Source organism: Kushneria marisflavi (assembly GCF_002157205.1).
In the GTDB taxonomy this organism is placed as follows: domain Bacteria; phylum Pseudomonadota; class Gammaproteobacteria; order Pseudomonadales; family Halomonadaceae; genus Kushneria; species Kushneria marisflavi.
Window position 1 is genome coordinate 1,484,562 of record NZ_CP021358.1, and the last position, 19,078, is coordinate 1,503,639.

Annotated in this window: 14 protein-coding genes; 5 read left to right on the top strand and 9 right to left on the bottom strand. The window is 59.9% G+C overall.

The window, feature by feature from the left end:
• Positions 1 to 89: 89 nt before the first annotated feature.
• Together B9H00_RS06850 and B9H00_RS06855 are read left to right on the top strand one after the other, a co-directional pair.
• On the top strand, positions 90 to 1,673 hold the full coding sequence (locus B9H00_RS06850) for a BCCT family transporter (protein WP_086900024.1): 1,584 nt from the start codon (positions 90 to 92) through the stop codon (positions 1,671 to 1,673).
• A 176-nt stretch (positions 1,674 to 1,849) separates the two neighbouring features.
• On the top strand, positions 1,850 to 3,592 hold the full coding sequence (locus B9H00_RS06855; protein ID WP_086900025.1) for a sodium:solute symporter family protein: 1,743 nt from the start codon (positions 1,850 to 1,852) through the stop codon (positions 3,590 to 3,592).
• Between the two features lie 320 nt (positions 3,593 to 3,912).
• Here B9H00_RS06855 and etfB read toward each other — a convergent pair whose 3' ends face one another.
• The 7 genes from etfB to gbdR all read right to left on the bottom strand — a co-directional run bounded on the left by etfB (position 3,913) and on the right by gbdR (position 13,196).
• The gene (etfB, locus tag B9H00_RS06860) at positions 3,913 to 4,722 is read right to left on the bottom strand and encodes an electron transfer flavoprotein subunit beta (RefSeq protein WP_086900026.1); all 810 of its coding nucleotides are present in this window, start codon (positions 4,720 to 4,722) and stop codon (positions 3,913 to 3,915) included.
• Entirely contained in the window at positions 4,712 to 5,992 is a 1,281-nt protein-coding gene (etfA, locus tag B9H00_RS06865; protein ID WP_086900027.1) for an electron transfer flavoprotein subunit alpha, read from the bottom strand. Before etfA ends, etfB begins: the two co-directional genes overlap by 11 nt.
• Positions 5,989 to 7,998 carry a (Fe-S)-binding protein gene (locus B9H00_RS06870; protein WP_086900028.1) on the bottom strand — a complete coding sequence of 670 codons (2,010 nt, stop codon included), beginning with the start codon at positions 7,996 to 7,998 and terminating at the stop codon, positions 5,989 to 5,991. Before B9H00_RS06870 ends, etfA begins: the two co-directional genes overlap by 4 nt.
• An 84-nt stretch (positions 7,999 to 8,082) precedes the next feature.
• On the bottom strand, positions 8,083 to 10,155 hold the full coding sequence (gene dgcA / locus B9H00_RS06875; RefSeq protein WP_086900029.1) for a dimethylglycine demethylation protein DgcA: 2,073 nt from the start codon (positions 10,153 to 10,155) through the stop codon (positions 8,083 to 8,085).
• A gap of 15 nt (positions 10,156 to 10,170) precedes the next feature.
• The gene (locus B9H00_RS06880; RefSeq protein ID WP_086900030.1) at positions 10,171 to 10,701 is read right to left on the bottom strand and encodes a 4-vinyl reductase; all 531 of its coding nucleotides are present in this window, start codon (positions 10,699 to 10,701) and stop codon (positions 10,171 to 10,173) included.
• Between the two features lie 108 nt (positions 10,702 to 10,809).
• On the bottom strand, positions 10,810 to 11,787 hold the full coding sequence (locus tag B9H00_RS06885; protein ID WP_086900031.1) for a dipeptidase: 978 nt from the start codon (positions 11,785 to 11,787) through the stop codon (positions 10,810 to 10,812).
• Positions 11,788 to 12,062: 275 nt separating this feature from the next.
• Positions 12,063 to 13,196 (bottom strand): choline metabolism transcriptional regulator GbdR, encoded by a 1,134-nt coding sequence (gene gbdR / locus B9H00_RS06890; protein ID WP_086900032.1) that lies wholly within the window; start codon positions 13,194 to 13,196, stop codon positions 12,063 to 12,065.
• 508 nt (positions 13,197 to 13,704) lie between these two features.
• On the opposite strand from gbdR, the gene B9H00_RS06895 reads away from it, so the two are divergent.
• A complete protein-coding gene (locus B9H00_RS06895) occupies positions 13,705 to 14,871 on the top strand; it encodes a M20 metallopeptidase family protein (RefSeq protein ID WP_086901744.1) in 1,167 nt (388 codons plus the stop codon).
• A gap of 92 nt (positions 14,872 to 14,963) precedes the next feature.
• Positions 14,964 to 16,469, top strand: coding sequence for an AbgT family transporter (locus B9H00_RS06900; RefSeq protein ID WP_086900033.1), 1,506 nt, complete (start codon positions 14,964 to 14,966; stop codon positions 16,467 to 16,469).
• Positions 16,470 to 16,478: 9 nt separating this feature from the next.
• On the opposite strand, the gene B9H00_RS06905 is transcribed toward B9H00_RS06900, so the two are convergent.
• Positions 16,479 to 17,381, bottom strand: a complete 903-nt coding sequence (locus tag B9H00_RS06905; protein WP_236944377.1) for a LysR family transcriptional regulator — start codon at positions 17,379 to 17,381, stop codon at positions 16,479 to 16,481.
• A gap of 177 nt (positions 17,382 to 17,558) precedes the next feature.
• Here B9H00_RS06905 and B9H00_RS06910 point away from each other — a divergent pair, with 177 nt between their 5' ends.
• Positions 17,559 to 18,485 (top strand): arginase family protein, encoded by a 927-nt coding sequence (locus B9H00_RS06910; RefSeq protein WP_086901746.1) that lies wholly within the window; start codon positions 17,559 to 17,561, stop codon positions 18,483 to 18,485.
• Positions 18,486 to 18,538: 53 nt separating this feature from the next.
• Here B9H00_RS06910 and B9H00_RS06915 read toward each other — a convergent pair whose 3' ends face one another.
• Positions 18,539 to 19,072 carry a P-loop NTPase family protein gene (locus B9H00_RS06915; protein WP_086901747.1) on the bottom strand — a complete coding sequence of 178 codons (534 nt, stop codon included), beginning with the start codon at positions 19,070 to 19,072 and terminating at the stop codon, positions 18,539 to 18,541.
• Positions 19,073 to 19,078: the final 6 nt, after the last annotated feature.

The window sequence follows — 19,078 nt, forward strand, 5'->3', positions numbered from 1 at the left end:
CTTTTCAGGCTGAGACAAAGAATGCATAACAGCCGAAAAGGGGGCTGGTTGCACAATCATTTTTTGTATAACAACAAAGAGGACCGCGTATGGATGACCAGAACTCATTACTGACGTCGGGCCAGGACAACAAGCAGATGATGGGCATGGATTTTCACCATCCCGTCTTTCCGCTTTCTGCCGCCGCCATTCTTGCCTTTCTTATCTATGCCCTGATTTATCCTGATATGGCCAACGCCCAGCTGGGCCTGGCCAAGAACTGGTCGATTGAACATTTCGACTGGCTTTTCATGATTTCAGGCAATGTTTTCGTGATCTTTTGTCTGGCACTGATCGTGCTGCCGGTCGGTCGTATTCGACTGGGCGGCCAGAATGCCAGGCCCGAGTATTCCCGCATGTCGTGGTTTGCCATGCTCTTCGCCGCCGGTATGGGAATCGGTCTCATGTTCTGGAGTGTGGCCGAGCCTGTGGCCTACTATACCGACTGGTATGGCACCCCGCTTAATGCAGCGCCGCGCACACCGGAAGGCGCGAGTGCTGCCATGGGTGCCACCATGTTCCACTGGGGATTACACCCCTGGGCCATCTACGCCGTGGTGGGATTATCACTGGCCTTTTTTACCTATAACCGCGGCCTTCCCTTGACCCTTCGCTCGGTCTTCTATCCCATTCTTGGCAGGTATACCCGTGGCTGGGCCGGTCATGTCATTGATATTCTGGCTGTTCTGGCCACGGTCTTTGGTCTGGCTACCTCACTGGGCTTTGGCGCCTCTCAGGCAGCGGGTGGGCTTGCCTATCTCTTTAATGTGCCCAATACACTGGGCACTCAGCTGGCCATTATCATTGTGGTCAGCGTGCTGACCCTGATTTCGGTCTGGCGCGGCATTGATGGCGGCGTGAAGCTTTTCTCCAACATCAACATGTTCATTGCCGCCCTGCTGCTGCTGTTTGTTCTTGCCGTAGCGCCCACGCTGACCGTGCTGGCAGGCATCGGGACAACGGCAATGGATTACGCGACCCACATCCTGCCGCTGTCGAACTGGATCGGTCGCGATGACGGCACCTGGTATCATGGCTGGACCATCTTTTACTGGGCCTGGTGGATCTCCTGGTCACCCTTTGTCGGCATGTTTATCGCGCGCGTTTCAAAGGGCCGTACCGTCCGTGAATTTTTGATTGCCGTACTGTTGATTCCGACCGTAGTGACTCTCGTCTGGATGAGCACCTTTGGCGGGCTGGCGCTTTATCAGGTCACCAACAATATCGGCAAGCTGGCCAACGGTATCGATGATGTCTCACTGGCCATGTTCCACATGCTCGAACAGCTTCCCCTGTCCGGTGTGACCTCGTTTCTGGCCATTGTTCTGGTGCTGGTCTTTTTCATCACCTCGTCGGATTCGGGCTCGCTGGTCATCGACAACATCACGGCCGGCGGCAAGACCGATACGCCGCGCGGTCAGCGTGTGTTCTGGGCCACCATGCAGGGCTCGATTGCCGGCGTGCTGCTCTACGGCGGCGGCACCACGGCCATGAGTGCGCTTCAGGCGGGTGCTGTTGCCACCGGGTTGCCCTTTACCGTAGTGCTGCTGTTGATGTGCGCCAGCCTCTATATGGGCCTGCATCGAGAGCTGTATGGGCCAAAGACATCGACCCGAGCTGCTCAGCCGCTTTAATTCGCTAAATCTTATATGCTCGACGCAGAACAGGGCCGCCCTTCGGGGCGGCCCTGTTTTTTGGGCTCATGTCGCAAATGCCATGCCCCGTGACGCTGGCGCATATGAGGGATCGAAGCGCTCGCGACATGCTTTCCACACAAGCAATAAAAGACTCATAAAGCGGGAGCCCTTTCATGGTCTATACCATCGCCATCCTGTGCAGCCTTGTTGGCTACTTCCTGATCGGTCATCTGGCCGGGCGGCGCGTCAAACATCTCGATGACTACCTGGTGGCCGGGCGCAATGCCCCGACCTTTTTCATTCTGGGGACGCTGGTGGCCAGCTATCTGAGCACCAGCGCCTTTCTTGGCGAAACCGGCTTTGCCTATGATGGCTATCCCTTTGTGATGCTGATTTTCGCCGCCATCAGCACCTCGGGATGTCTGCTGGGCGCACTGGCCTTTGGCCGCTATTTGAGACGCAGCGAGGCCAGAACGGTGCCGGAGTTTTTCGGCAAGCGCTTCGATTCAAGGCGCGTGCAGATGATTGCGGGACTGACCACCGTGATCGGACTTGGGGCCTATCTGGTCGGGGTCATGCAGGGCGCCGGCATCATGTTCTCGGAACTGACCGGCATGCCGTACTGGACCGGGCTGGTGCTGGTCTGGCTGACCTATACCGGCTTTATTCTCTACTCCGGTTCTCCCGGCGTGATGGTCACCGACACCATCATGTTCGTGATCTTCTCGCTGGCAGCGCTGGGCGGCTCGATCTATATCCTGCAGGATCTGGGCGGCTGGCACGGCGTGATCGAAGGGCTTTTAAGCCAGACCGACAAACCCGACATCGCCCTGTGGCATGGCGTACTGGAAGGGCCGGATGCCACCTTCTCGACGCCGGGCGAAGCGCTGACATGGGGCATTACCCTGGGGCTGGTCTGGGCCGCGGTACTGGCCGCCAGTCCATGGCAGTCCAGTCGCTATCTCATGGCGCGCAACGAGCATGTCGTCATGCGTTCGGCCATGCTGACGGCCGTGGCACTGGCCGTGTTCTATGCCCTGATGATGATGACCGGCGCCGCCATCAACCTGTACGACAGCGGGCTCGATGGCGAACGGGCCATGGTCTGGGCTTCACTCAACATCCTGCCGACCTGGCTGGGCGTGGTGATCCTCACCGGCGTGTTTGCCGCGGCGCTCTCTTCCTGCTCAACGTTTTTGTCGATCATCGGCTTTAGTATTTCCAACGATATCCTGCCGCCCAATCGCAGCGAAAAGGCCGCCATGCGCGCCAGCCGCCTGTCGATTCTGGGGGCAGGGCTGATCTCGCTGATCATTGCCCTCTTTCAGTCGCCGGCGGTCATGGCCGTGGTCTGGTTTGCCGCCACCCTCTTTGCCTCGTCCTGGGGGCCGGTCGCGCTGATGAGCATCTGGAGCCGCCGGATTACGGCAGCCGGGGCTGGATGGGGGCTAACGGTAGGCTTCGTCGGCAATATCGCCCTATCGCTGATGGATCAGGCACAGTGGATCTCGCTGCCGGTTTATCTGCATCCGGTGGTACTCAGCACGGTGGCCGCACTGGTGGCGATCATCGTGGCCTCAAAACTGACCCGGGTCACTGACATTCAGCAGACGTATCGTGACTTTCTGCATGAGCATGACCGCGAGGTCAGCGCCACATGGATTTCCGGCACACGTGTCATTGCCCTGTGTACCATGCTGTCTGGCGCAGGCATCGGCCTGTTCCTTTGGGTTCAGTACGCGACAACGCTTGAGTCGCTGGCCGAGCAGTTCGGCGTACCTGCACAGGCCATCACCGGAGGCTATATGCTGGCGGCTGGCTGCGGTGCGATGCTGTTGGCCGCCGGCAGCGCCGGGTACTGGGTGGTACGCAAGCGCGGTCAGCGTGCACCAAACATGCAGCCCGCCCGTTCCTGATTCCTGCGCTATCAACACGCTTCCGGCCGGCCCTTCGGGGCCGGTTGTGGTGGTGGACGCCATCACTCGCTGTGGTGTCTCTTGAGATATCCGTCGATCAGTCCTGCCCTGGAGACTGCTCTCCCCAGATCAACTCGTTTGACACACTCTTTTCAAATCGCATCCATTGAGTCCTTCAGCCCGTTCTGGATCACTTGTCGGCACGTCCAGAAACGAAAACGCCCCGCCATCAGGCGGGGCACAATGCGTTTTAATCCCTTTTTTTAACCAATGCCCGTGATCCCTTTCGCGCGTCGCCAATGGCAGCGCGCGGCAGGTTATCAGCGCAAAACACCCTCTTCCCTGAGCAATTTGAAAATCGCCTCGGCACCCTGCTCAGGCGTGACATCAGTGAGGGTCTGTCCACCACCGCCGTCGGCTTTGGCTGCCGCCGCCTTGAAGCGGTCACGGGCCGAGGAGGACTTGATAACCTTCAAACGCTTGGGCCGCTTGCGAGCCGGCTGAATCTGCCACTCGGTCAGCGGTGCATCGGCTTCGCTGGCATGCGGCAGAACTTCAAGTTCACCGCGACGCGCCGGGCCAAAGGCGCTCTGCCGGGCCGCCGGGGCGCTGGTATCCACTGTGGCGATCGCCGGCAGGCGCACGCGCAGACGGCGGCGCTTGCCACGCGGCAGAGCCTGAAGCACCGTGGCCACGCCCTTTTCGACCTTTTCGACGGCGGCCAGTCCGTTGATGACCGGCCAACCCAGCGCCTCGGCCAGCAGATAGGGCAGAATGCCGGAGCCTTCACCGGTTTCGGCGCGCGTACCGGTCAGCACTAGCTGTGGTGTACTGGTGCGCAGGGCATCGGTCAGCACGGGCACCACATCGGCCTGAGGCATCTGCTCGAGCAGGCGAATCTCTTCGATACCCATCCCCAGATAGCCACGAATGGCCTCTTCATTGTTGCTGTCATGCTGGCCGGCGTGCATCAGACTGACCGAGGCACCCTTCAGGCTCAGCGCCATTTCCACGGCACGAGCGTCCTGATCGGCGCGACGCGTACGGGCCGTCAAGGGATGACGGCCGATCGAGACCAGCACGGCCACATCGAGTCCGGAAGCATTCGAGGATTCGGCGTTAAGCGGCATCGCGATTCTCCTCCTGCTCGGCGCGGTAGCGTTCCACCCGCTCGACCAGCGCCGAAAGGATAGCGTTGGCATCACCAATCACGGCCAGATCGGCACGTTTGACCATGTCACAGCCTTCATCAAGGTTGATGGCCACGACCTTCTCGCAGGTCTGGATGCCCTGCAGGTGCTGAATGGCGCCCGAGATACCCACAGCGACATAAACCTTTGCCGAGACCCAGGTACCGGTGGCACCGACCTGCCGATCACGCGGCATGTAGCCATCGTCGACCGCCACGCGTGAGGCGCCCTTGGTCGCCCCCAGCACTTCGGCGGCGTGATGGTAGTTGTCCCAGTCCTTGACGCCATTGCCGGCAGATAGAATGAACTCGGCCTCGGCCAGCGATACGCTGGCCGGATCGACCGCCACTTCACCAATGTCCTCGATGCGACCGAGCACATTGGGCAGCGGCTGGGAGAGCTCGATGGGCTCGGCCGCGTGCCGGGTCTCGGTGACCGGGTCGGCGCACTCGGCCAGCGCAATCACGACGTGCGGCAGATCGCGAACAATGTCGGTCGTGCCGGCAGCACCGCGGGTGATACAGCGCCAGCCGGTGGCACTGTCACTGTTGGCCTCGACCTGCCAGACCTGAGTAGCGGCACGCTCGCCCAGCCGAACCCCCAGACGTCGGCCCAGTTCGCCACCGCCCTGGGTGGAATCCGGCAGTAGCCAGTAGCGCGGTGAAAGCTCTCGCTCCACGCCCTGCAGGGCCGCGATACGGTTTTCAGGCGTATAGCCGTCAAACTGCTCGCCCTCCAGGCAGAGCAGACGATCGATACCGGCCTCATCAAAGGTGGATTCCTTGTGCTCGCCATAGACGATGGCCAGCACGGCACCGGGATGATCCGGATCGGCGTCGGCCAGCTGACGGGCAAGCCCCAGCAGATCACGGTCGTGACCGGAGAGACGGCCACCGGCCATGTCGGGCACCACGGCCACCATGAACGCCGGCGACTCGATGGTGACACTGCGACGGCTGTCTTTTGCCTCGGCGCTGCGTCCGGTGGCCTGCGACGCCTGCTGGGCGCCGCTGCGGTCGATCCGACGAATGCCGTTGGGGCCCATGAAGCCGACAGCATGCGGATTACGCCGCATCAGGCCGTTGGGCCCCATCCACTCACTGGCCACACTGCCACCGCCGATCTCGGCCAGCACTTCAAGGTGCTGAGGGTGCAGACGGTTACGGGCGATCCACTCCTTGCGAGGGTCGCGACGAACAAGTTCGCTCATGACGTTACCTCCTCGACATTACGCTCGGTCTGCGAGGCATTCTTGCCTGACGCCTTTTTTCCTGCAGCGGCATCGGTCGTCAGCGCATCGGCCACCAGTTCGGCAATGTCCTTGATATCGGCGCGCGGTTCCACCACGCCTTCCAGCATGGCCGTACACTGCGGGCAGCCGACGGCCACCGTATCCGCACCGGTTTCACGTACATCGCCCATTCGCATATCGGGAATACGCTGCTTGCCGGGAATATCGGTGATCGGCGCACCACCGCCCCCGCCACAGCAGCGCGAGCGATAGCCGGAACGCGCCATTTCCTTGACCTCGATACCCAGCGCTCTGAGTACGTCGCGTGGCGCTTCGTACTCGCCGTTATAGCGTCCGAGATAGCACGGATCGTGATAGGTCACGCTGCCGCCCTTCCAGGCCTTGAAGGTGAGTCGCTCGGCCTTGACCAGCTCATTGATATAAGTGCTGTGGTGATAGACCTCGTAATTGGCCGGCATGTCAGCCGTGCCCAGCTCGCCGTACTCGTTCTTGAGCACGTGGAAGCTGTGCGGGTCACAGGTGACAATGCGCGAGAAGCGATACTGGCTCATGGTTTTGATGTTACGCCGCGCCAGGGTCTGGAAGGTGGCTTCATCCCCCAGGCGCCGGGCCACATCACCACTGTCGCGCTCTTCATTGCCCAATACGGCAAAGTCGACATCGGCAGCCCGCAGGACCTTGATCAGCGAGCGCAGCGTGCGCTGGTTACGCATGTCAAAGACGCCGTCACCCAGCCACAACAGCACCTCGGCCTCTTTTTTATCCGCCATCAGCGGCAGGTTGAGATCCGCGGCCCAGTGCAGACGCGAATCAGGGTCGAAACCGCCGGGATTATCCGTGGCGATCAGATTATCCAGTACCTCGGCGCCCTTGTTGGGTGTGTTGCCGTGTTCAAGCGTCAGGAAACGGCGCATGTCGACGATGGCATCAACGTGCTCAATCATCATCGGACACTCTTCGACGCAGGCACGACAGGTGGTGCAGGACCACAGCGTCTCGGCATCCACCAGTGCACGACCTTCGCGGGGCACGATCGGCCCGTTCGGGCTACCGCCGTGCTCACCGATCGGCTTGCCCGGATAGGGGGAACCGTGATAGTTCGCATCGGTCCCGCCGGCCATGCCGATGACCATGTCCTGAATCAGCTTTTTCGGGTTGAGCGGCTGACCGGCAGCAAACGCCGGGCACATCGCTTCACAGCGGCCGCACTGCACGCAGGCGTCAAAGCCCAGCAGCTGGTTCCAGGTAAAGTCGGCGGGCTTTTCAACGCCAAGCTTTTTCTTGTCGTCATCAAGCTTCAGCGCCTTCAGACCGGTCGAGCGATGCTCTCCACCGGTGCCATCGGAAAAACGCTCCTGACGACGGTGAAAGGCAAGATGCAGGGCACCGGCGAAGGCGTGCTTCATCGGTCCACCCCAGGTCATGCCAAAGAACATCTCGCCAAGCCCCCAGGTGACCACGGCGGCCAGCACCAGTGCGATCAGCCAGCCGCCGGCATCTTCCGGCAAAATGCCGGCGGTGGGCAGCGTCACCATGAACATGCCGACCGAGAAGGCCATCAGGCTCTTGGGCAGACGCATCCACGGCCCTTTTGACAGTCGCTGCGGCGGCGGATTGCGGCGTTTGGCGACAAACAGGCTGCCCACGAACATGCTGATCGTGGCGGCCAGCAGTACCCAGGCAAGAATGGCGCTATCAAGGCCGAAACCGTGGACAATGATGGCCAAAAGCGCAGCCAGCACAAAGCCGCCGGCGGTGGCCACGTGGGTTTTGGAGATGTACTTGTCGCGATCAACGATGTGGTGCAGATCCACCAGATAGCGTCTGGGCATCTGCATCAGCCCGCGCATGATGGGCACGGGAGAGGGTCGCCCCTGGCGCCACAGGCGCACGCGACGCACCGCACCGATGGCGGCCAGCAACAACGCAGAGAACAGCAGTATCGGCAAAAGGATATCAAGCATGGCGTCTCTCCTCTCGGAGACACCGTAAGGACGAAACGTCACGGGCCCGGGGGCCCATGACGTTCAACTTACAGCGTTATTGTTTCAGAAGTCCTTGCACAACCGCAGCGCATCATAGATGGCAGCATGCGTGTTGCGCGGCGCGGTGCAGTCACCCAGACGGAACAGCGCGAAGCCATCACCGCTCTCGGACAGGCAGGGCTGCGGTTCGATGGCATAGAGCGCCTCGATATCGGTCTGGCCCTTGTTGCGTGACTGGCCCTTGAGGCTGTAATACAGCGCCTCATCCGGACGCACCCCGTTTTCGACCACGACCTGATCCACGACCCGCTCTTCCATGGCACCGGTGTACTCGTTCTCGAGTACCGCGACCAGAGAATCGCCCTCGCGATAGACCTTATGCAGCGCGAGATCCGACGTCATGATGACCTCTTTCTCGTAGAGGCTGCGGTAATACGTCGGGAACGTTGTTCCCCCTACTGCAGCACCGGGCTTGATATCGTCGGTGACGATCTCGACGCGCGAGCCCTTGTCGGCCAGATAATCGGCGGCGGAGACCCCTGAAAACTCGCAGATGGTGTCAAAGATCAGGACGTTCTTGCCCGGTTCCACGCTGCCATCGAGAATGTCCCAGGTGCTGACGACCAGGCTCTTGCCCTTGTCTTCGTCATAGCCCCACTCCGGCACCTGCGAGAGGAACGGCTGACCACCTGTGGCCAGAATCACCACGTCCGGACGCAGATCCTTGATGGTGGCTTCATCGGCCTTCGTGCCCAGACGCTGATCAACGCCCAGACGTGTCAGTTCGAGCTGATACCAGCGCGTGATACCGGCGATCTGATCGCGCTGCGGCGCTTTTGATGCAATGGTGATCTGCCCACCGATCTGCTCTTTCGCTTCAAACAACGTGACGTCATGACCACGCTCGGCGCAGACGCGAGCGGCTTCCATCCCGCCGGGACCACCGCCAACGATCACAACCTTGCGCTTTGGCCCTTCGGTTTTTTCGATGATGTGCGGCAGGCCCATGTATTCGCGCGACGTGGCCGCGTTCTGGATACACAGGACGTCGAGCCCCTGGTACTGACGATCGATGCAGTAGTTGGCACCAACGCACTGCTTGATCTGATCGACCTGGTTGTTCTTGATCTTGGCGATGATGTGCGGGTCGGCAATGTGGGCACGCGTCATGCCGACCAGATCCACGTAACCGCCTTCCAGAATACGCTGGGCCTGGTTGGGGTCCTTGATGTTCTGGGCGTGAATGACCGGAACGCTGACCACTTCCTTGATGCCAGAGGCCAGGTGCAAAAACGGCTCCGGCGGATAGGACATGTTGGGAATAACGTTGGCCAGAGTGTTGTGCGTATCACAGCCCGAGCCCACCACGCCAAAGTAATCGACCATGCCGGTGGCATCGTAATAGGCCGCGATGCGCTTCATCTCCTCGTGATCGAGACCGTCCGGATGGAACTCGTCCCCGGTAATACGCATGCCGACCACGAAGTCGTCACCGACTTCAGCGCGCACGGCCTTGAGCACTTCCATGCCAAAGCGCATGCGGTTTTCAAAGCTGCCGCCCCATTCATCGGTCCGCTTGTTGACGCGCGGACTCCAGAACTGGTCGATCAAATGCTGGTGTACGGCAGAAAGCTCGACGCCATCAAGACCGCCTTCCTTCGCCCGGCGTGCTGCCTGGGTGAAGTCATAAATGATGCGGTGGATTTCTTCGACTTCGATCGTCTTGCAGGTCGAGCGGTGTACCGGCTCACGGATACCCGACGGCGAGACCAGCGTTGACCAGTCGTAACCATCCCAGCGTGAGCGACGGCCCATATGGGTGATCTGGATCATGATCTTGCCGCCATGCTTGTGCACGGCGTCCGCCAGGTTCTGGAAGTGCGGGATGATGCGATCGGTCGACAGGTTGACCGAGCTCCACCAGCCCTGCGGGCTGTCGATGGACACGATCGACGAGCCGCCACAGATGCACAGGCCGCACCCGCCCTTGGCCTTCTCTTCGTAGTATTTGACGTAGCGGTCGGTGGTCATGCCGCCGTCGGTGGCGTACACCTCGGCATGCGCCGTGCTGACCACGCGGTTACGGATGGTGTGCTTGCCGATCTGGATCGGCTTGAATAGAGCTTCGAATGCCATCTCAAGGATCCTCGGTTACGCGGGCGTGACAACAAACAGACCGTGGTCGTGGCCCTGCTGGGCGCCACTCTGGGTCTGTACGGCAACGGTGCGCAAATCACTGCCACGGGCGCTCAGAATCTGATCCATGGCGCCGGCAAACCAGCCGGTGAACATGTACTCGACCTTGCGATCCACCTTGCCCATCTGATAGACGAAGGCGCTGTGCTCAAGACGCACGCGGGCCGTACCGGCTTCCAGATCGATCTCTTCGGTGATGAAAAGTCCCCAGCCGCGCTGAGACAGGCGCTTCATGTAGTGTTCGAAGACGTCGACGCCTTCCAGACCGTGAAGCTCGGCTTCCTTCTCGCACCAGTGCCAGGCACTCTTGTAGCCGGCGTGATAGAGAATCTCCGCGTATTTCTCGGCACCCAGGGCCTCTTCGATGGCCATGTGGTTGTTGATGAAGAAATGGCGCGGTACATACAGCATCGGCAGGGCATCGGTCGTCCAGATACCGGTTTCGCTGTCGACTTCAATCGGGAGTTCAGGGGCTTGTTTCGTCACGATCGTCTTCCTCAAACTTGTAATTGTTCAAGAGCCGGATAGGCCCTGAAGGGGGCAGGAAAGGCAGGCAGGACGGCGAATCAGGCGCCGCCCCGTCCCTTTTGAGACTTATTCGCCCCAGACATCCTTCAGGGTTCTGACCCAGTTCTCGCCCATGATCTTTCTGACCTGGGTTTCACTCAGGCCGCGCTTTAGAAGCGCTTCTGTCAGGTTGGGGAATTCGCCGATGGTACGAATGCCCTCGGGATTGATGATCTTGCCGAAGTTGGTCAGGCGACGGGCGTAGCCCTTGTCGTGGGTCAGCCACTCAAAGAAGTTCTGATCATGGCCTTGAGTAAAGTCGGTGCCGATGCCGATGGCATCTTCGCCGACGATGTTCATGATGTATTCGATCGCTTCGCAGTAGTCGTCGATGGTGGAATCGACGCCATTTTTGAGAAACGGCGTGAACATGGTGACGCCAACAAAGCCGCCGTGATCGGCGATAAACTTGAGTTCTTCGTCAGACTTGTTGCGCGGGTGCTCCTTGAGCCCGGAAGGCAGGCAGTGGGAGTAGCACACCGGCTTTTTGGATTCGAGAATGACCTCTTTGGACGTGGTCGCGCCCACGTGGGACAGGTCGCACAGCATGCCGACACGGTTCATTTCAGCCACGATCTCGCGTCCGAAACCGGACAGGCCGCCGTCGCGCTCGTAGCAGCCGGTGCCGACCAGGTTCTGGGTGTTGTAGCACATCTGCACGATGCCCACGCCCAGCTCCTTGAAGATCTCGACATAACCGATCTGGTCTTCAAACGCATGGGCGTTTTGAAAGCCGAAGATGATGCCGGTCTTGCCTTCTTCCTTGGCACGGGTGATGTCGGCGGTGGTGCGCACCGGGCGTACCAGGTCGCTGCACTCTTCCATCAGCTTTTTGGAAGCGACGATGTTATCCACCGTTGCCTTGAACCCTTCCCAGACCGAGACGGTGCAGTTGGCGGCGGTCAAACCGCCGCGGCGCATGTCTTCAAGCAGTTCCCGGTTCCATTTGGCGATGATCAGGCCATCGATCACAATGGCGTCGTCATGCAGTTCGGCAGGGGTCATGGTCAGGCTCCAGATGGTGACTAATGCATGGAGCATATCCCTGCCCCGGCTTCATCCGACGCCTGGAAACGACGGGGAAAATTCCAAAAGCGTCATCCCCTGCCAAAGAGTGCCCGACCGACTCCTCCCGCCTTTTGATCTCGACACAAAACGTCAGTGGATCAAGACATTGCCCTGAACCGTCTTACTGCCTCCCGAGTAAAAAGACACAAAAAAGGAGCTGCCCGGGCGGGGCAGCTCCTCGATGAACGCTGATGGCGTGTCGCTTTCAGGGATTAGCGCGTGAGCGGCACGCTGGCAAAGGTGGGCTCGCCCTGGGCGTGGACCAGCGACATCATCGCACTCGACATGGGCTCGCTGGAGGCCGGTTCGACCGCCACGATCTTGGCTGCACTGGCATTGCGGTCATACCAGACATTACTGCCCGAACGCTCGCCTCTGGGCGGCACGCCAAAGTATTCGCGATAGCATTTCGAGAAATGTGGCGTCGACACGAAACCACACACCGAGGCCACCTCGATGATCGACAGCGAGGTCTGCTTGAGCAACTGCCGTGCCCGCACCAGACGCAGCTTGAGGTAATAGCGCGATGGCGAGCAGTGCAGATAGCGCTGGAACAACCGCTCCAGCTGACGTCGGGAGACATTGACGTAGCGGGCCAGGGTGTCGAGTTCGATCGGCTCTTCGAGGTTGGACTCCATCAGCGCCACGATTTCCAGAAGCTTCGGCTGCGTGGTGCCCAGCACATGCTTGAGCGGTACGCGCTGATGATCCTGCTCGTTGCGCACCCGCTCACAGATGAACATCTCGGAGATACCGGCCGACAGCTCATGCCCATGATCGCGAGCGATCAGGTTCAGCATCATGTCCATCGGTGCCGTGCCACCGGAGGCCGTAAACCGATCACGATCGATCGAGAAAAGGCGCGTGGTGAGCGTGACGTTGGGGAAGGCTTCCTGCATTGAGGCCAGACACTCCCAGTGGATACTGGCCTCGTAGTGATCCAGCAGCCCCGCCTTGGCCAGCGCCCAGCTGCCCGTACAAATGGCGCCGATGCGTCGCAGCTGACGTGACTGCGCCTGCAGCCAGTGGGCGTGTTCGCGTGTCACGCTGTGCTGAGGCGCAACGCCCCCGCACACCACGACCCAGTCAAGCGACAGGGGGACGGTAATCGAAACATCCGGCGTGACCTGCAGACCATCGCTGGCACGCACCGGCGCGCCGTTGTGGGTCAGCGTATACCAGCGATACAGCTCACGACCGGCCAGCTGATTGGCCATGCGCAGCGGTTCGATCACCGAGGCCAGCGAAATCAGCGTGAAGTTATCAAGTAATAGGAAACCGATGGTTTGCGGCGTTGAAATGCCGCTGGCACCCGTGGAGGGGCCGGCCTTGTGGTCAGGTAACATGTCGTCATGCCTCCTCAATCGTATCCTGCTTTTGTAATTGTTTTGGCAGACTCGTTGGCGATCTGTCGAAAGCACGGTTGCCATGGCCTTATCATGCACCATTGCGGCTATAACAGTCGCCTCTTAATTTGTCGCTTATAGATACGTATACACGGTTTTATAGACACTGTATCGCCCTCCAATAGTTGGAAATGTCGCTCTCAAAACAATCAATGTCGCAACACGGGCACCCATGACGCGCTGAAACCGGACGCGACACAGGGTTACACATCAGAGATCACTCCTGACACATCAGGGCCGATGAAAAATCTCCCTGAAACCCCGTCAATACAGGTGGCCAAAATCGAGAAAGCGCGGCGAAGGAGAAGACGAACGCAGGCAGGGTGTTGATTGAACATTCAGAGGGACTGTTGACCCAGAGGCAACAAAACGAACCTCAAACGGTCTTTTGGTTGCGCTGACTTCTTCTCATGATGAAAACCTCATCATGACAATAATGGAGCGCCCCATGTTTACCCCCGAAGAGATCCAGGCTGCCATCGAATTACGCCACGAACTCCACCGCCATCCCGAACTGCGTTTCAGAGAGTTCAGAACCGCCGAGCGCATTGCCGGACTTTTGGAGCAAAAAGGGTATGAAGTCACCCGGGGCATCGCGGGGACAGGCGTTGTGGCCCTGCTGGAGACGGGACGGCCCGGGCCTGTGGTGGCGCTACGCGCCGACATGGACGCGCTCCCCATTGTAGAGGTCTCCGACCACGATCACGTGTCGCAAACCCCGGGCGTCATGCACGCCTGCGGTCATGACGGCCATACGGCCGCGCTGATGCTGGCAGCCGATGCCCTGATGCGACTGCGCGATCAGCTTTGTGGCACGGTCAAACTGATCTTCCAGCCTGCTGAAGAAGGCGGCAATGGCGCGGACAAAATGATTCAGGAAGGCGTGCTGGAGAACCCGAGCGTCGATTATATCTTCGGGTTTCATAACCGCCCCGGCTTTGACACCGGCGAAGTCTTCGTCAAGTCAGGCTCGGCCATGGGCGGCAACGATACCTTTGAACTGATCCTGTTCGGTCAGTCGGGACACGCCGCCATGCCCCACCTGGCCGTCGACCCGATCTATCTGGGCGGCTCAATCATTCAGCAGCTGCAGGGCGTTGTGGCCCGTAACAAGTCGCCACTTCATTCAGGGGTCATTACCGTTTCCACCTTTCATGCCGGTGATGCCGCCAATGTGATCCCCGCCTCGGCACAGCTGACCCTCAACATCCGAAGCGACCGGGAAGCCTCACGCCAGGTGCTGATCCAGCAGATGCAGGCCACGATCGAAGGCCTTTGCAGCGCGGCCGGCGCCACATACACGCTGACGCCCATCCATCAGATCCCCCCACTCGTCAACGATGCCCACTGGAGTCAACGGGTCGTTGAGGTGGCAGGTCAGCGCAGGCTGGGCACACGCGTGCGATCGCTTGATGAAATGCCGACCATGGGCGCAGAGGACTTTGCCTTCTACCTGCAGCAAGTTCCCGGCTGTTTCTTCTTTGTAGGCAACGGCGCGGACAGCGTCTATCTGCACAACGATCGCTACGACTTCAACGACGACATTCTTGAGGTGGCCGCAAGCGTACATGTCGCCATGGTGGAAGACATTCTGGCCGTGACCTCGGAGCACTAGCCCGCACGCTTTCGTGACAGTGACAGTGACAGTCTGAGTGACAACAACCGTCTGAATGACAACAACAACCTGAATGACACAAGGGATCACCCATGAAAGGCATGCTTAACGTCGTGGAACGTGTAGGCAACAAACTGCCTCACCCCTTTATTCTCTTCATCATTTTGTCCGGCCTGATCATTGTGCTGTCGGCCCTGCTCTCAGCCCTGGGCATCTCGGCGGTCAATCCGGAAAGCAACGCCGAAGTGTCGGTGCGCAGCCTTTTGTCCGGGGATGGCATCGTGTTCATGCTGACCAGCATGGTGGACAACTTTGTCGGCTTTCCGCCGCTCGGGCTGATTCTGGTGGTCATGTTCGGGATTGGCCTTGCCGACAAGGTCGGGCTGATGTCGACCCTGATGCAGGTCAGCGTGGCCAAGGCGCCGCCCTCCCTGCTGACCTTCTGCGTGTTCATGGCCGGCATCTGCGGCAGCATCGCCTCCGATGCCAACTACCTCATCCTGATTCCGCTGGCCGCCATGGTGTATCAGGCCGTGGGCCGTCATCCGCTGGCCGGGGCCGCAGCGGCCTATGCCGCGGCAGGCGCCGGGTTCGACGCAAGTCTGTTCGTGACTGCCGGTGATGCGCTGTTTGCCGGAATTACCACCGATGCCGCGCGCATTATCGACAGCGATGCCTATATCTCACCGATCGACAACTACTACTTCGTCGCCTGCTCGGTGTTTGTACTGGCCCTGATCGGCACGCTGCTGATCGATTACGTGGTAGAGCCGCGCCTGCGTCGTACCCAGCCGCTGAACACCCTGCGCATGAGCGAGGTACAGCTCAAGACGCTCAATGACGATGAGAAACGCGGGCTTAAAAGGGTCGGCCTGATCACGCTGGTCTACTTCGCCCTGATCGTGCTGGCCGTACTGCCGACTGGCTCGCCGCTGCGCAATGCCGAAGGCGGTCTGATCCCGTCCCCCTTCCTCAAATCCTTCGTGCCCCTGCTGTTTGGCTACTTCGTGGCCATCGGCCTGACCTATGGACTGTGTACCGGTGCGATCAAAAAGGCCCGCGACGTTCCAGGGTTCATGGCCGAATCAGCACGGGATCTGGCGCCAACGCTGGTGCTGTTCTTTGCCATCTCCCAGTTCATTGCCTACTTCAAATGGTCGGAACTGGGTCAATTCATCGCCATCGAAGGCTCAAACGTTCTGGAACATACCGGCTTTACCGGCGTACCGCTGGTCATCGCCTTTATCCTGATGGCCACCACGCTCAATATCTTCATGACCAGCGGTTCGGCGCAGTGGGCGCTCATGGCGCCGGTGTTCGTGCCGATGCTGATGCTGCTGGATTTCAATCCCGCCTTCGTGCTGGCCATGTTCCGTATCGGCGACTCCTCCACCAACATCATCTCCCCGATGAGCCCCTACTTTTCAGTGGCACTGGTGTACATGCAGCGCTACAAGCCTGACCTGGGGCTGGGCACGCTGATGGCCACCATGCTGCCGCTCTCCATGGGCTTTCTGCTGATCTGGACGCTGTTTTTGTTGTTCTGGATGTGGATGGGGCTGCCCTTCGGTCCGGGCATTTACATGATGTCGCCCTGACCCGGACGCTCAGCGCATCGAGGTCATCAACTTCCAGAGATAGTCGGCCGCCGGCGATAGGCGGCGGCCGGCACGCCGGACCAGATTGCCGCAGGTATCCTGAGCGGCCGGATGATCCACCGGCAGGGCACACAACCTTCCAGCATCAATATCCTGTCCGGCCGCCGTTTTCGTCATGAACGCGATACCGATACCGGCGATCGCCAGGCGCCTGGCCGTGGAGTGCAGATTGCAGCGATAGGCCGGCGTCACGATCCGCTGCTCCGATCGAAACAGGCTTTCGACAAACATCTGCGAGCCTGACCCCGGCGGCAGGAAGATCAGCTTCTGTGTCGACAGGGCTTCAAGGGAGACGCAGCTTCCCGAGGCCAGCGGGTGATGAGGCGACATCAGGGCGCACAGCGGCCCGCGCGAGAAGGTGTGACGCACGAGTCGCGGGTCGGTTTCAGGCCCGTAGGTAATGGCGATATCCACCTCATCCGCCAGCACCATTTCATGCGGCTCACGCGGATAGTAAATACCGCTGAGCAACTCGATGAACACCTCCGGATACTGTGCCGCCACCCGGGTCAGCACCGAATCGACCAGACTCTCCACGAAGCCCTCTCCCACGGCCACAACCACCTTGCCGGCGCGACGATGGCGCAACCGCGCCAGAGAGTGTTCAAGCTCCTTGTCCAGCTGGCGACGCGTCATGTGATTGTCCACCACCGTGCGTCCCGCCTCGGTCAGTGACAGGTAGCGACCGTTACGCTCCATGACCGGCATGCCAATATCACGCTCAAGCTCCCGCAGCTGCCGACTGACCACCGAAGGGTTGATGCCCATGTGCTCGGCTGCCGCCCGCACGCTGCCACATTCGGCCACCATGAAAAGATATTCCGAGCGCCGCCCGATCCGATCCAGCCCCATGGCATTTCCCTGTTGGTTTATTGACTACTCTTTGGCCATTGGTACGGCAATGTAACCTGTCCCCCTGCGACGCCACATCATATGACAAACCGGAAAGGCAACGTCATTTGCCTGAGTAGCTGAGCGGTGCAGGCGCATCATGACCTCAATGCATCCATCAAGGGCCTTTCAAGATTCATGAACCTCATTTTGGCACCCTCCAACCTTGGCCTTCGCTCACAATGGAATGGTCATGAGCCAGGCACATGGCGAGCCCCTTTTGCACTGATCAAGGCCGGTTTACTGGAGGCTCTTGACTCTCCGAAGCTGACCGAGCTTCCAAGGCCCAGATACCGTGCGGCCCCGCAACAGGGCACGCAATTGCTCAACGGTCATGAAATGCGAACATTCAACCTTCGGCTTGCCGAGCTGGTGGAGCAGTATTACCGACAGGATGAGTTTGTGCTGGTGATCGGGGGAGACTGCTCCATCCTGCTCGGCGCGCTCGCAGGCGCGCGTCGAATGGGTCAGCTCTCGCTGCTCCATATCGATGGACACAGTGACTTTCGCCATCCGGGAAATGACAACACGGGGCAGACGGCAGGCGCGGCTGCCGGCATGGATCTTGCGCTGGCCACCGGCCGGGGCGAAGCACTGGGGACGAGTTGGCCGGATATCTCCGGCCCTCTGGTCGAGGATCGCAACGTCATTCAGCTTGGCGAGCGCGAAAATCGGGATGCGGATTTTGCGTGGCCGGATGTCAACGATACTGACATCACGCGCATCGATGTGTTTGAGGCCGATCGTCTGGGTGCCACCGGCATTATTGAGATCATTGATCAGGCGCTCGCGCGACAGCCCGATAAAGGGTTCTGGATACACCTTGATGTCGACGTTCTCGACCAGGGCATCATGCCTGCCGTGGATTCTCCGGGCACCCCCGGCATCGACCCGGAAACCCTCCTCTCTGTTCTGAAACGATTCGCTCCCGATTTACGCTGCATCGGTATGACAGTGACTGTCTTCGATCCCGACCTTGATCCCGACGGCCATTACGCTTCAAGAATCGTCGAGATGCTGGCTCGAATTCCCTTTGGGTCGCGCCGCATCACTCCCTACGAGTGATCACAACCGACCACGGAGTTCTCGGAAGCATTCGTTATCGCTTCTTTAACAGATCAATGGACAACGGCCTGAACGAACTGGTCCATCTCCTTCGGATGGCACAGGCGAACGAATCGAATATGCCGGTACTGCGGGTCTGCCATGGCCGCCACGTAACGCCTTCGATTGCGTGGCCAGGCCTTGAGGGTCCAGAGCAGAATGGAGTCACGGCTGAAAAAGGTTTTTCTGAAGCTTTCCCGGTTGCCGGTGCCGGGCCACAGTTCCTGCTGCGTCCAGGCGCGCCGGACAGCGCGAGTCACGGCCTGTGTCATCGTGCGCCAGAACCCCGTATCGACCCAGATGACCATGTCTACCTCGCGCCATTTGATGCCACGCGTGCGATCGAAGTTGCCATCCAGCACCCAGCCGGGCGAAGCGGTCAGTGCCGTTTCAAGTGCTTTAAACAACTGAGCATCAGGCCTTTCCTGCCAGTCCGGCAGCCAGAGCAGCGCATCCATTTCGATATGTGGCAGCGACAGCGCCTCGCTCAGCCGGCGTGCCAGCGTGCTTTTGCCGGCACCGCTGGTGCCGACCACGTTGATTTTCATAATCTT